This is a genomic window from Streptomyces sp. DSM 110735 (genome assembly GCF_016482685.1).
GTDB lineage: Bacteria > Actinomycetota > Actinomycetes > Streptomycetales > Streptomycetaceae > Streptomyces.
In genome coordinates, this window is sequence record NZ_JACYHF010000003.1 from 352,656 (window position 1) to 365,860 (window position 13,205).

10 protein-coding genes are annotated in these 13,205 nt (G+C 72.5%); 8 read left to right on the forward strand and 2 right to left on the reverse strand.

The genetic code is table 11. The features are described 5' to 3' along the window. Positions 1-18 precede the first annotated feature (18 nt). Complete coding sequence (locus IF655_RS07005; RefSeq protein ID WP_199583336.1) at positions 19-1,899, reverse strand: ABC transporter ATP-binding protein; 1,881 nt, start codon at positions 1,897-1,899, stop codon at positions 19-21. Positions 1,900-2,015: 116 nt separating this feature from the next. Here IF655_RS07005 and IF655_RS07010 point away from each other — a divergent pair, with 116 nt between their 5' ends. The 8 genes from IF655_RS07010 (at position 2,016) to IF655_RS07045 (ending at position 11,761) form a co-directional block, all read left to right on the forward strand. Continuing rightward, positions 2,016-3,092, forward strand: a complete 1,077-nt coding sequence (locus IF655_RS07010; RefSeq protein WP_242488581.1) for a lysylphosphatidylglycerol synthase domain-containing protein — start codon at positions 2,016-2,018, stop codon at positions 3,090-3,092. Positions 3,093-3,268: 176 nt separating this feature from the next. Then, positions 3,269-4,033, forward strand: a complete 765-nt coding sequence (locus tag IF655_RS07015; protein ID WP_199583021.1) for a crotonase/enoyl-CoA hydratase family protein — start codon at positions 3,269-3,271, stop codon at positions 4,031-4,033. 220 nt (positions 4,034-4,253) lie between these two features. Next, on the forward strand, positions 4,254-5,339 hold the full coding sequence (locus tag IF655_RS07020; RefSeq protein ID WP_199583338.1) for a mechanosensitive ion channel family protein: 1,086 nt from the start codon (positions 4,254-4,256) through the stop codon (positions 5,337-5,339). Between the two features lie 84 nt (positions 5,340-5,423). Next, on the forward strand, positions 5,424-5,870 hold the full coding sequence (locus IF655_RS07025; RefSeq protein ID WP_199583023.1) for a DUF4186 domain-containing protein: 447 nt from the start codon (positions 5,424-5,426) through the stop codon (positions 5,868-5,870). Positions 5,871-5,959: 89 nt separating this feature from the next. Beyond that, a complete protein-coding gene (locus tag IF655_RS07030; RefSeq protein WP_199583025.1) occupies positions 5,960-8,179 on the forward strand; it encodes an NADP-dependent isocitrate dehydrogenase in 2,220 nt (739 codons plus the stop codon). Between the two features lie 221 nt (positions 8,180-8,400). Then, entirely contained in the window at positions 8,401-9,768 is a 1,368-nt protein-coding gene (locus IF655_RS07035) for a bifunctional o-acetylhomoserine/o-acetylserine sulfhydrylase (RefSeq protein ID WP_199583027.1), read from the forward strand. Next, positions 9,765-10,967, forward strand: coding sequence for a homoserine O-acetyltransferase (locus tag IF655_RS07040; RefSeq protein WP_199583339.1), 1,203 nt, complete (start codon positions 9,765-9,767; stop codon positions 10,965-10,967). Before IF655_RS07035 ends, IF655_RS07040 begins: the two co-directional genes overlap by 4 nt. Next, complete coding sequence (locus tag IF655_RS07045; protein WP_199583029.1) at positions 10,964-11,761, forward strand: N-formylglutamate amidohydrolase; 798 nt, start codon at positions 10,964-10,966, stop codon at positions 11,759-11,761. Before IF655_RS07040 ends, IF655_RS07045 begins: the two co-directional genes overlap by 4 nt. Before the next feature lie 43 nt (positions 11,762-11,804). On the opposite strand, the gene IF655_RS07050 is transcribed toward IF655_RS07045, so the two are convergent. After that, positions 11,805-13,181 (reverse strand): NtaA/DmoA family FMN-dependent monooxygenase, encoded by a 1,377-nt coding sequence (locus tag IF655_RS07050; protein ID WP_199583039.1) that lies wholly within the window; start codon positions 13,179-13,181, stop codon positions 11,805-11,807. Positions 13,182-13,205 lie beyond the last annotated feature (24 nt).

The window sequence follows — 13,205 nt, forward strand, 5'->3', positions numbered from 1 at the left end:
GCGCCCGGACCCCGTCGGTCAGGCCACCGGCTCCGCCACCCCGTCCCGCCGCCCCGCGAACTGCGTCCGGTACAGCTCGGCGTACCGGCCACCCGCCGCGAGCAGCTCGTCGTGCGTCCCCCGCTCCACGATCCGTCCCGCCTCCACGACCAGGATCTGGTCGGCGGCCCGTACGGTGGAGAGCCGGTGGGCGATCACCACGGCGGTGCGGTCCCGCAGCGCCTCGGTCAGCGCCTCCTGGACGGCTGCCTCGGCGGTGTTGTCCAGGTGGGCGGTGGCCTCGTCCAGGATGACGACGCGCTGGCGGGCGAGCAGCAGCCGGGCGATGGTCAGGCGCTGGCGTTCGCCGCCGGAGAGCCGGTAGCCGCGTTCGCCGACCACGGTGTCCAGCCCGTCGGGGAGGGTGCGTACGACCTCCGCGAGGCGGGACCGGCCGAGCGCGTCCCACAGGTCGGCGTCGGTGGCGTCCGGTGCCGCGAGGAGCAGGTTGGCTCGGACGGTGTCGTGGAAGAGGTGGCCGTCCTGGGTGACCATGCCGACGGTGGCCCGCAGCGAGGCGCCGGTCAGGTCGCGCACGTCGGTGCCGCCGACACGCACGGCTCCGGCGTCCACGTCGTACAGCCGCGGCAGCAGTTGGGCGATGGTGGACTTGCCCGCGCCGGAGGAGCCGACGAGGGCGACCGTCTCGCCGGGTGCGGCGCGGAAGGAGATGCCGTGCAGGACCTCGGCGCCGCCGCGCCGGTCGAGCGCGGCGACCTCCTCCAGGGAGGCGAGGGAAACCTGGTCGGCGGCGGGGTAGGCGAAGCTCACCTCGTCGAACTCGACCGCGACCGGACCCTCGGGCACCACCACCGCGTCCGGTTTCTCGGCGATGAGCGGCTTGAGGTCCAGCACCTCGAAGACGCGCTCGAAGCTGACCAGCGCGCTCATCACCTCGACGCGGGCCCCGGCGAGCGCGGTCAGCGGGGCGTAGAGGCGGGTGATCAGCAGGGCGAGGGAGACGACGGCGCCCGCCTCCAGGGTGCCGTGCAGCGCGAACCAGCCGCCGAGCCCGTAGACCAGCGCGAGGGCGAGGGCGGAGACCAGGGTGAGGGCGGTGATGAACACCGACTGCGCGGTGGCGGTGCGCACCCCGATGTCCCGGACCCGCCGGGCGCGCGCCGCGAACTGGTCGGACTCCTCCTCCGGGCGCCCGAACAGCTTGATCAGGGTGGCGCCGGGCGCCGAGAAGCGCTCGGTCATCCGGGTGCCCATGGCGGCGTTGAGCGTCGCGGCCTCACGCTGCATCAGGGCCATGCGGCTTCCCATGCGGCGGGCGGGGAGCACGAACACCGGGAGCAGGGCGAGCGCGAGCAGGGTGATCTGCCAGGACAGTCCGAGCATGACCGCGAGCGTGAGCAGCAGGGTGACCAGGTTGGTGACCACGCCGGACAGGGTTCCGGCGAAGGCGCGCTGGGCGCCGATCACGTCGTTGTTGAGACGGCTGACGAGCGCTCCCGTACGCGTACGTGTGAAGAAGGCGACGGGCATCCGCTGCACATGATCGAAGACAGCGGTGCGCAGATCGAGGATGAGACCCTCCCCCAGGGTCGCCGACAGCCGTCGGACCAGGATGCCGAGTCCGGCCTCCGCGACGGCGACCAGCGCGATCAGCAGGGCGAGCCGTACCACCGTGCCGGAGTCGTGGCCCGCCACGATGGCGTCGACCACGCGCCCGGCGAGCACCGGCGTGGCCACCGCGAGCAGCGCGGAGCCGATCCCGAGCAGCACGAAACGGGCGATGCCCGCGCGGTGCGGGCGGGCGAAGGCGGCGATGCGGCGCAGGGTGGCGCGGGCGAGGGGGCGGTGCTCCTGGGCGTTCAGCACGCTGTGGAGCTGTGTCCACGCGGTGGTCTCCATGCTCATGAACAGCACCGTAGAACCTCAAGCTTCGTTGAGGTCAAGGTACGCGCCGTCCCACCCGTTCCACCGTCCCCGCACGACTCCCCACCCCGCTCCCCGCGAAGGCTGCCGCCATGACCGCTCCCGCTCCCGCACGCCCGCTGCCCACCGGCAAGCACCTGTCCGCCCCGCCGCCATCCGCCGTTGGACTGCCGGGGGAAGCCTCCCCGGGTGTGACGGCGCCGACTTCTCCTTCTCCCCGGTCGCTGCGGCGGGTCCGTGTGCGGGTCCGGGTCCGCCGGGTGCTGTGCCTGGTACCGCTCGTGCTGGTCGCCGTGGTCGCGGTGCGGCACCGCTCGGTGCTGGCCGAGGGGTTCGGGCAGGTGCGGACCGCGTCCTGGCCGTGGCTGCTGGCGGCGGGGGCGGCGACCTGTCTGACCTGGGTCGCCGCCGCGTTCACCCGGCAGGGCGCGGTGCTGCGTCCGCTGCCGAAACGGCGGCTGCTCGCGACCCAGTTCGCGGCGGGCGCGGCCAACCATCTGCTGCCGACCGGGCTCGGCGCGAGCGCGGTGAACCTGCGCTTCCTGACCGTGTGCGGGGTGCCGCTCGCCCGTTCGTCGGCGGCGCTCGCGCTGTATCTGCTGGCGGAGTGCGTGGGGCGGCTCGGTCTGCTGGCGGCGCTGCTGATCGCGTTCCCGGACGCGCTGCGCCTGCGTCCCGTGCTGCCCGACGGCTCGGCGCTGCCGCTGCTGCTGGGCGGTGCGGTCCTGGTGACGGCGGCGGGCGCCGCCCTGTTCCTGGTACGGCGGCTGCGCGCGGGTGTCGCCCGGTTCCTGCGGGAGGCGCTGGGCGAGGCGCGCTCGGTGCACCGGCGTCCGGCGCGGGCGCTGGCGCTGTGGGGCGGCGCGCTGGCCTTCCCGGCGCTCCAGGCGGCGGGGCTGGTGGCGGTGGGGCGGGCGCTGGAGCTGCCGGTACCGGCGCCGCACGCGGCACTGGCGTACCTCGCGGCGACCACGGCGGTGGCTCTCGTGCCGACCCCGGGCGGTATCGGTTCGGTGGAGGCAGCGCTGGTGGTCGCCCTGGTCGCGGCGGGCGGTCCGGCGGCGGTCGCGACGGCGGTGGTGCTGGCGTACCGGATGATCACGGTGTGGCTGCCACTGGTGCCGGGGGCGCTGACGCTGGGGGCGCTGGTGCGGCTGCGGGTGATCTGAGCGCGGGGGTGCCGGGGGGGGACTGCGGGTGATCTGACCGGGAGGGTGCTGGTGGGACCGCGGGTGATCTGACCGGGAGGGTGCTGGTGGGGCTGCGGGTGATCCGGAACGTTCCGCACCGCCCGGGACCTGGGGCACAGTGGCCCTCTTCAGTCCCCGCGAGGAGGAGAGCCGTCGTGTCGGTCCGTGTGGAGCGCAAGGGTTTCGTCACCACCGTCGTCCTGTCCCGGCCGGAGGCGCGCAACGCCGTGGACGGTCCGACGGCGGCCGAACTGGCCGGTGCCTTCCGCGCGTTCGAGGCGGACGACGGTGCGCGGGTGGCGGTGCTGTGGGGCGAGGGCGGGACGTTCTGCGCGGGCGCGGATCTCAAGGCGATCGGCACCCCGCGCGGCAACCGGGTCGAGGAGGACGGCGACGGGCCGATGGGTCCGACCCGGCTGCGGCTGTCCAAGCCGGTCGTCGCGGCCGTCGCCGGGCACGCCGTGGCGGGCGGTCTGGAGCTGGCGCTGTGGTGCGATCTGCGGGTCGCCGAGGAGGACGCGGTGTTCGGGGTGTTCTGCCGCCGCTGGGGCGTCCCGCTGATCGACGGCGGCACGGTACGGCTGCCCCGGCTGATCGGCTCCGGGCGGGCGCTGGACATGATCCTGACCGGGCGTCCGGTGGCAGCCGCCGAGGCGCACGCCATCGGGCTCGCGGACCGTGTCGTACCGAAGGGCGAGGGCCGGGCGGCGGCCGAGGAGCTGGCCGCTGCGATCGCGGGCTTCCCGCAGGAGTGTCTGCGCGCCGACCGCGCCTCCGTGTTCGACCAGCAGGGGCGGACGGAGGAGGAGGCGATGCGCGCCGAACTGCTGGGCGGGCGGGACGTGTTGGACGGGGCGCTGCGCGGGGCGCGGCGGTTCGCGGACGGAGCCGGACGGCACGGGTCGTTCACCGGCCTCTGAACGGCGGGGAGTTACTCCGGGTAAGCGATCATGCTCCGCCGTCCCGGTGCGGAACGCCCTCCGGGATACGGCAGGATGACGAGCGAACGCGCCCGCCGGCGAACGGCGTGCGGCGCGCCACGGCACATCCCGGACTTCGAGCAGGTGACAACATGACGAGACTTCACTTCAGGCTCCACGCGGCCGTACCGGCCCTGGGAGGCGGCCGGTGAACCACGTGCTGACTCGGGAGGCGACGCTGGACGACCTCGTGCTCGCCGGGATCGCCCTGGCGGCCGGTGTGGTGCTGGCCTTCCTGTCCCGCACCGTGCTGCGCTGGCTGGCCAAGCACGCCAAGCGGACCAGGTGGAGCGGCGACGACATCATCGTGGACGCGCTGCGCACGGTGGTGCCGTGGGCGGCGATAGCGGGCGGGGCGGCGACGGCAGCGGCGGTGCTGCCGCTGACCCGGACCACACAGCACAACGTGAACCAGGTCCTCGAGGTCTGGATCATCTTCGTGGTGACCCTCTCCGCGGCCCGGGTGATCGCGAACCTCGTGCACACCGTCACCCAGTCCCGCTCGGGCGTGGCGGGCTCGGCGACCATCTTCGTCAACATCACCCGGGTGCTGGTCCTCGCCATCGGCTTCCTGGTGGTGCTCCAGACGCTCGGCATCTCCATCGCGCCCCTGCTCACCGCCCTGGGCGTCGGCGGTCTGGCCGTCGCGCTGGCGCTGCAGGACACGCTGGCCAACCTCTTCGCGGGCATCCACATCCTCGCCTCCAAGACCGTCCAGCCGGGCGACTACATCCGTCTGAGCAGCGGCGAGGAGGGCTACGTCGTCGACATCAACTGGCGCCAGACGACCGTCCGCCAGCTCTCCAACAACCTCGTGGTCATCCCCAACGGCCAGTTGGCCAAGACCAACATGACCAACTTCACCCGCCCCGAACAGCAGCTCACGATGCTGGTGCAGGCGGGCGTGGGCTACGACTCAGACCTCGAACACGTCGAGCGCGTGACCGCCGACGTCGTGAACGAGGTCATGACCGAGATCACCGGCGCCCTCCCCGAGCACGAGGCCGCCATCCGCTTCCACACCTTCGGCGAGTCCCGCATCGACTTCACCGTCATCCTCGGCGTCGGTGAGTTCAGCGACCAGTTCCGCATCAAGCACGAGTTCATCAAGCGCCTCCACCGCCGCTACCGCGAAGAGGGCATCACCATCCCTGCCCCGACCCGCACGGTGACCCTCCACCAGAGCACCCCGCTGATCCCGCACCAGCGGGGCAACGCGGGGGTGCCCGCGGGGCTCGGCGAGTAGGACCCGCGGTCCGGCGCCGGGTTCACCGACCCGGCGCCGGACCGCAAGCCGCGTCCCGGGCACGGAGCTACCCTCGAAAACGGTATGACTTCCGACCCCGAACCCCCCGCCCACCAGCCCGACACCCCTGGGCCGGACGCGCCCGCGCCCTTCACCCCGCCCACCCCCGCCGCCCTCGACGCGCGGCTGGACTCGATCACCCGGCAGCCGTTCCGCGCCAAGTTCCACCTGCGCGGGCGGGACCGGGTCACCGCCGATCTCAAGGGTCCGGCGACGATCCGCTGGCACGCGTACGACCTGATCGCCAAGCGGCTCGCGCCCGCGGAGCCGTACAAGGACGGGAAGCAGACGCCGTACAAGGGGCACCCCGTGTTCGTGGCGCAGCACGCGACCGGTACGTGCTGCCGCACCTGTCTGCTGCGCTGCCACGGGATCGAGAAGGGGCGGGACCTCACCCGCGCCGAGCACGTGTACGTCGTGGACGTGATCTGCCGCTGGATCGAGCGGGAGATGACCGGGAGCCGCCGCTGAGCGGTCGGCGGTGGACCCCTGTCGAAGCGAGGGCGGTCACGAGATATCTTGATGTCGAGCAATGTTGCAGACGTGGAGCGGAGCACCCGGTGACTGACTCGACCATCATCTACACCTACACGGACGAAGCGCCGGCCCTGGCGACCCATTCGTTCCTGCCGGTGATCCAGGCGTACGCCGCCCAGGCCGGTGTGCCCGTGGACACCCGCGACATCTCGCTGGCCGGGCGCATCATCGCCGTCTTCCCGGAGTACCTGACCGAGGACCAGCGCATCCCGGACGCGCTCGCCGAGCTGGGCGACCTGGCCAAGACGCCGGCCGCCAACATCGTCAAGCTGCCGAACATCTCGGCGTCCATCCCGCAGCTCAAGGCCGCCGTCGCCGAGCTGCAGGCCAAGGGCTACGCCCTCCCGGACTACCCCGAGGACCCGAAGACCGACGAGGAGCGCGAGATCCGCGCCCGCTACGACAAGATCAAGGGTTCCGCCGTGAACCCGGTCCTGCGTGAGGGCAACTCCGACCGCCGCGCCCCCGCCTCGGTGAAGAACTACGCCAAGACCCACCCGCACCGCATGGGCGCCTGGACCACCGAGTCCAGGACGAACGTCGCCACCATGGGTGAGAACGACTTCCGCTCCACCGAGAAGTCTGTGGTGGTCGCCGAGGACGGCACGCTCCGTATCGAGCTGGTCGCCGAGGACGGCACCACCACCGTGCTGCGCGAGTCGGTACCGGTCCGCAAGGACGAGGTCGTCGACGCCTCCGTCATGCACGTCGCCGAGCTGGAGCAGTTCCTCGCCGCGCAGGTCGCCCGCGCGAAGGAGGAGGGCGTCCTGTTCTCCGTGCACCTGAAGGCCACGATGATGAAGGTCTCCGACCCGATCGTCTTCGGCCACGTGGTGCGCGCCTTCTTCCCGAAGACGTTCGCCAAGTACGGCCAGACCCTGAAGTCGGCCGGTCTGTCCCCCAACGACGGTCTCGGCGGCATCTACAAGGGTCTGGAGAGCCTGCCCGAGGGTGCCGAGATCAAGGCGTCCTTCGACGCCGAGCTGGCCGAGGGTCCCGCCCTCGCCATGGTCGACTCGGACAAGGGCATCACCAACCTGCACGTCCCCTCGGACGTCATCGTGGACGCCTCCATGCCCGCGATGATCCGCACCTCCGGCCACATGTGGGGTCCGGACGGCGAGGAGCACGACACCCTCGCGGTGATCCCGGACTCCTCCTACGCCGGTGTCTACCAGGCTGTCATCGACGACTGCCGCGCCAACGGCGCCTACGACCCGTCCACCATGGGCACGGTCCCGAACGTCGGCCTGATGGCGCAGAAGGCCGAGGAGTACGGCTCGCACGACAAGACCTTCGAGGTCGCCACCGCGGGCACCGTCCGCGTGACCGACGCCGACGGCAACGTGCTCATCGAGCAGCCGGTCGCCGCGGGCGACATCTTCCGCGCCTGCCAGACCAAGGACGACCCGATCCGCGACTGGGTCAAGCTGGCCGTCACCCGCGCCCGCGCCACCGGCGACCCGGCCGTGTTCTGGCTGGACGAGACCCGCGTGCACGACGCCAACCTGATCGCCAAGGTCAACGAGTACCTCCCGGAGCACGACACCGAGGGTCTGGACATCCGGATCCTGCCGCCGGTCGAGGCCGCCAAGCTGTCGGTGGAGCGCATCCGCCGCGGCGAGAACACCATCTCGGTGACCGGCAACGTGCTGCGCGACTACCTGACCGACCTCTTCCCGATCCTGGAGCTGGGCACCAGCGCCAAGATGCTGTCGGTCGTCCCGCTGATGGCGGGCGGCGGTCTGTTCGAGACGGGCGCGGGCGGCTCCGCCCCCAAGCACGTCCAGCAGCTCGTCAAGGAGAACTACCTGCGCTGGGACTCCCTCGGCGAGTTCTTCGCCCTGGTCCCCGCCTTCGAGCAGTACGCCGAGACCACCGGCAACACCCGCGCCAAGGTCCTCGCCGACACCCTCGACCGCGCCACGGCGACCTTCCTCAACGAGGACAAGTCCCCGACCCGTCGCGTCGGCGGCATCGACAACCGCGGCAGCCACTTCTACCTGTCCCTGTACTGGGCGCAGGAGCTGGCCAAGCAGACCGATGACGCCGACCTGGCGAAGGCGTTCGCCCCGTTCGCCGAGGCGCTCGCGGCCGACGAGCAGAAGATCGTCGAGGAGCTGCTCGCCGTGCAGGGCTCCCCGGCCGACATCGGCGGCTACTACAAGCCGGACGCGGCCAAGGCGGACGCGGTCATGCGCCCGTCGGCCACCTGGAACGCGGCGCTCGCCTCCCTGGTCTGATCAACCTGAGCTGATCAAGGCGTAGCGCCATCGTGCCCCGGCCGGGCTCTCCGGCCGGGGCACGGTCGTACCCATCGGTAGTGCTTCCGCCGCATTGCCCCGTGTTGCGGCGCTGTGGCGAACATGAAGTCCTCGTGTCACGGTTCACGCCGGACTGTCCGTTGCCGGCCACCCGTGTTTTTCTCGTCGCGAGTCCGCGCCCGACCCGCACGAGGAGCACCATGAGCAGCCAGCCCATCGACTCGGTCACCGCAGGCCACACCCCCGACGAGACCCCCACGGGACCCGACACCTCGGCCTGGTCCTTCGAGACCCGGCAGATCCACGCCGGAGCGGTGCCCGACCCGGCGACCGGGGCGCGGGCCACGCCGATCTACCAGACGACGTCCTTCGTCTTCGAGGACACCCGGCACGCCGCCGACCTGTTCTCGCTCGCGGAGCCCGGCAACATCTACACCCGCATCCACAACCCCACCCAGGACGTCTTCGAGCAGCGCGTCGCCGCCCTGGAGGGCGGGGTCGCGGCCGTCGCGCTGGCGTCCGGGCAGGCAGCCGAGACGCTGGCGATCCTGACCCTGGCGGGCGCGGGCGACCACATCGTCTCCAGCACCTCGCTGTACGGCGGCACCTACAACCTCTTCCGGCACACCCTGCCGAGGCTCGGCATCGAGGTGTCGTTCGTGGACGACCCCGACGACCTGGACGCCTGGCGCGCCGCGGTCCGCCCGAACACCAAGGCGCTGTTCGCGGAGACCCTCGGCAATCCGCGCGGCAACGTCCTCGGCGTACGCGGCGTCGCGGACGTGGCGCACGACGCGGGCGTGCCGCTGATCGTGGACAACACGGTGCCCACTCCCTATCTGCTGCGGCCGATCGAGCACGGCGCGGACATCGTGGTGCACTCCGCGACCAAGTTCCTCGGCGGACACGGCACGACCATCGCGGGTGTGGTGGTGGACGGGGGGACCTTCGACTTCGGCGCGCATCCGGAGCGGTTCCCGGACTTCACCGAGCCGGACCCGAGCTACCACGGGCTGCGCTACTGGCCCGCGCTCGGACCCGGCGCCTTCGCGGTCAAGCTGCGGGTGCAGTTGCTGCGCGACCTCGGTCCCGCGCTCTCCCCGCACTCGGCGTTCCTGCTGCTCCAGGGCGTGGAGACGCTGAGCCTGCGCCTGGAGCGGCACTCGGCGAACGCGCTCGCGCTGGCGGAGTGGCTCGAGGGCCGCGACGAGGTGGCCGCCGTCCACTATCCGGGGCTTGAGTCCAGCCGGTGGTACGAGGCAGGGCAGAAGTACCTGCCGCGCGGCTCCGGTGCCGTCGTCTCCTTCGAGCTGCGGGATGGCGTGGAGGCGGGCAAGCGGTTCGTGGACGCGGTGGAGCTGTTCAGCCATCTCGCCAACATCGGTGACGTGCGCAGTCTGATCATCCACCCCGCCTCCACCACCCACAGCCAGCTCGACGAGGAGCAGTTGGCGGCGACGGGCACCTCGCCGGGTCTGGTGCGGCTGTCGGTGGGTCTGGAGAGCGTGGCCGACCTGAAGGCGGACCTGGAGGCCGGGTTCCGCGCGGCCAAGGGAGCCGCCTCCTGAGCACGGTCCCGGCCACGCCGGACCACGCCCTCCCGCCGCCCGCCGCGACCGGCGCGTGGCGGGAGGGCGATCCCGTGGGGCGGCGACGGTGGTACGCGGCGAGCGCGCCGCTGCCGCTGGAGTCGGGCGGTGAACTGCCCGGTGTGCGGCTGGCGTTCGAGACCTGGGGGCGGCTCGCCCCGGACCGTTCCAACGCGGTGCTGGTACTGCACGCGCTGACCGGGGACAGCCATGTGGCGGGACCGGTGGAGCCCGGGCATCCCTCCCCCGGCTGGTGGGACGCGCTGGTCGGTCCCGGTCGGGCGCTGGACACCGACCGCTGGTTCGTCGTGGCGCCGAACGTGCTCGGCGGCTGCCAGGGCAGCACAGGACCGGCGTCTCCACGGCCCGGCGGCGGACGGTCCGGCGGCGGACGACCGTGGGGCGGTGCCTTCCCGTTCCTGACCCAGCGGGACCAGGTGGCGGCGGAGGCGGGTCTCGCGGACGCGCTCGGGATCGACCGGTGGGCGCTGGTCGTCGGCGGCTCGATGGGCGGGATGCGCGCCGTGGAGTGGGCGGTGTCGCACCCGGAGCGCACGGGCGCTCTTCTGCTCCTCGCCACCTCGGCGGAGGCGAGCGCGGAGCACATAGCCTGGGCGGACATCCAGCTCCGGGCCATCCGCGACGACCCCCACTGGCAGGGCGGCGACTACCACGACACCGGACGCGGTCCGCTCGCCGGACTCGGCCTCGCCCGCCGCGTCGCCCATGTCACCTACCGCGCCGAACCCGAACTCCAGACCCGCTTCGGACGGCTCCCGCAGGGCGCGGAGGACCCCTGGCACGGCGGTCGCTACCGCGTGGCGTCCTATCTCGACCACCACGCCGACAAGCTGAACCGCCGCTTCGACGCCGCCAGTTACGTCGTGCTGACCGAGGCGATGAACGCCCACGACGTGGGCCGGGGTCGCGGCGGCACACGAGCCGCGCTCGCCCGGGTGACCGCGCCCACCCTGGTGGCCGGGGTGGACTCCGACCGGCTCTATCCCCTGGCCCAGCAGGAGCGGCTGGCCGCGCTGATCCCCTCGGCGGACCGGGTCCGGGTGGTCGAGTCGGCGCACGGGCACGACGGCTTCCTGATCGAGACGGAGCAAGTCGGCACAATGGTGCGTGAGTTGCTCGCACCGTCCGCGCCGACCCGCCCCTGGAGTGATCCGTGACCCCACGCCCGTCCGACCTGCTGCCCGGCGCCGCCGGCTCGCCCGTGCTGCTGCACGTCCCGCACGCGGCGCGGGCGATCCCGGACGACGTGCGCGCGGGTCTCGTCCTCGACGACCCGGCGCTCGCACGCGAGCTGGACCACATCACCGACGCCCACACCGACACGCTCGCCGAGCGGGCCGCCGCGCTGGCGTCCGCCAGACCCTGGCGGTTCGTCAACCGGCTCTCCCGGCTGGTCGTGGACCCCGAGCGGTTCCCCGACGAGCGGGAGGAGATGCTCGCCGTGGGCATGGGCGCGGTCTACACCCGGACCACGCACCGCGAGCCGCTGCGTCCCGAGCCCGCCGATCCCGGCCCGCTGGTCGAGCGGTACTTCCGGCCGTACGCGGAGGCGATGACCCGCGCGGTGGCCGGACGCCTCGCCGCGACCGGCCGGGCCGTCGTCATCGACGTGCACTCCTATCCGACGAAGCCGCTGCCCTACGAGCTGCACCAGGACGGCCCGCGCCCCGCCGTCTGCCTCGGCACGGACCCCTTCCACACCCCGCCGGGACTGACCGGGGCGGCCCGGACCGCGTTCGCGCGCTGCGGCGAGGTCGCACTGGACAGCCCGTTCGCCGGAACGTACGTGCCGCTCGCCCACTACGGCGTGGACCGGCGGGTGAGCGCCCTCATGGTCGAGATCCGCCGGGACACCTACATGACCGAACCGGGCGGCCCGGCGGGACCGGACCTGGAGCATCTGGCCACCGCGCTCGCGGACCTGGTGGACGCGGTGGGCGGCGCCGCCTGACACCCGGAGGCAGCCGGGCGGCACCGCCGTGGACGACCACCGCTCAGGACGCGGCGCGCTCCGCCCCGGCACCGGCGTCCGGGTGGGCCAGCCCCAGGTGCTCGCGCAGGGTCGTGCCCTCGTACTCGGTGCGGAACACTCCCCGCTCCTGGAGCAGCGGGACCACCCGGTCGGCGAACGGGTCGAGTCCGCCCGGGGTGATGTGCGGGACGAGGATGAACCCGTCGGAGGCGTCCGCCTGCACGAACTCGTCGATGGTGCGGGCGACGGTGTCCGGGGAGCCCACGAAGGTCTGCCGGTTGCCGGTGTTGATCACCAGATCGCGGATGGACCAGCCGTTGCTCTCGGCCAGCTCGCGCCACTCGCGGGCGATGGCCAGCGGGTCCCGGTACATCCGCACCTGGGCGCGCCCCCGGGATATGTGCTCCTCGCTCACCACCGGGTCCACGTCGGGCAGCGGGCCCTCCGGGTCGTAGCCGGACAGGTCACGGTTCCAGACGAACTCCAGGTGTTTGAGGGCGGTGGCGCCGCTGACCTGCTGCCTGCGCACCTCGCGGGCCAGCTCTGCGGCTTCCTCGTCGGTGTCGCCGAGGACGAAGGTCGCGGCGGGCAGGATGAGCAACTGGTCCGGCGTGCGGCCGTACTTGGCCAGGCGCCCCTTGACGTCGGCGTAGAAGCGGCGGCCCTCCTCCAGGGTGGCGTACCGGCTGAAGATGGCGTCGGCGTCCGAGGCGGCGAACTCGCGCCCCTCGTCGGAGTCGCCCGCCTGGAAGATCACCGGGCGCCCCTGCGGGGAGCGGGGGACGTTGAAGCGGCCGTGGATGTCGAAGTGCTGCCCCTGGTGGGTGAAGGCACCGGCCTTGGCGTCCCGGAGGAAGGCGCCGGTGGACTGGTCGGCGAGGATCTCGTCGCCGTGCCAGGAGTCGAAGAGTTCGTTCGCGGTGGTCAGGAACTCCTTGGCGCGCGAGTACCGCTCCTCCTGCGGCAGGAAGCCGCCCCGGCGGAAGTTCTCGCCGGTGAACGCGTCCCAGGAGGTCACCACGTTCCAGGCGGCGCGCCCGCCGGAGAGGTGGTCGAGGGAGGCGAACTGGCGGGCCACCTCGTACGGCTCGTTGAACGTGGAGTTGATGGTGCCGGTCAGACCGAGCCGGTCGGTGACGGCGGCGAGCGCGGCGAGGACGGTGAAGGTGTCGGGGCGGCCCACCACGTCCAGGTCGTATATCTCGCCGCCCTGTTCGCGCAGCCGCAGCCCCTCCGCGAGGAACAGGAAGTCGAACTTGGCGCGTTCGGCGGTGCGGGCGAAGTGCGCGAAGGAGCTGAACTCGATGTGGCTGCCGGCCTCCGGGTCGCTCCACACGGTGGTGTTGTTGACCCCCGGGAAGTGCGCGGCCAGGTGTACCTGCTTCTTGGGCTTGCTCATGGCGTCGGGTCTCCTCTCCGGTGG

Excerpts from the sequence above, each read along its gene's own strand:
- IF655_RS07005 (WP_199583336.1), bottom strand. The coding sequence starts at position 1,899 with ATGGAGACCACCGCGTGGACACAGCTCCACAGCGTGCTGAACGCCCAG.
- IF655_RS07010 (WP_242488581.1), top strand. The coding sequence starts at position 2,016 with ATGACCGCTCCCGCTCCCGCACGCCCGCTGCCCACCGGCAAGCACCTG.
- IF655_RS07025 (WP_199583023.1), top strand. The coding sequence starts at position 5,424 with ATGACTTCCGACCCCGAACCCCCCGCCCACCAGCCCGACACCCCTGGG.
- IF655_RS07035 (WP_199583027.1), top strand. The coding sequence starts at position 8,401 with ATGAGCAGCCAGCCCATCGACTCGGTCACCGCAGGCCACACCCCCGAC.
- IF655_RS07050 (WP_199583039.1), bottom strand. The coding sequence starts at position 13,181 with ATGAGCAAGCCCAAGAAGCAGGTACACCTGGCCGCGCACTTCCCGGGG.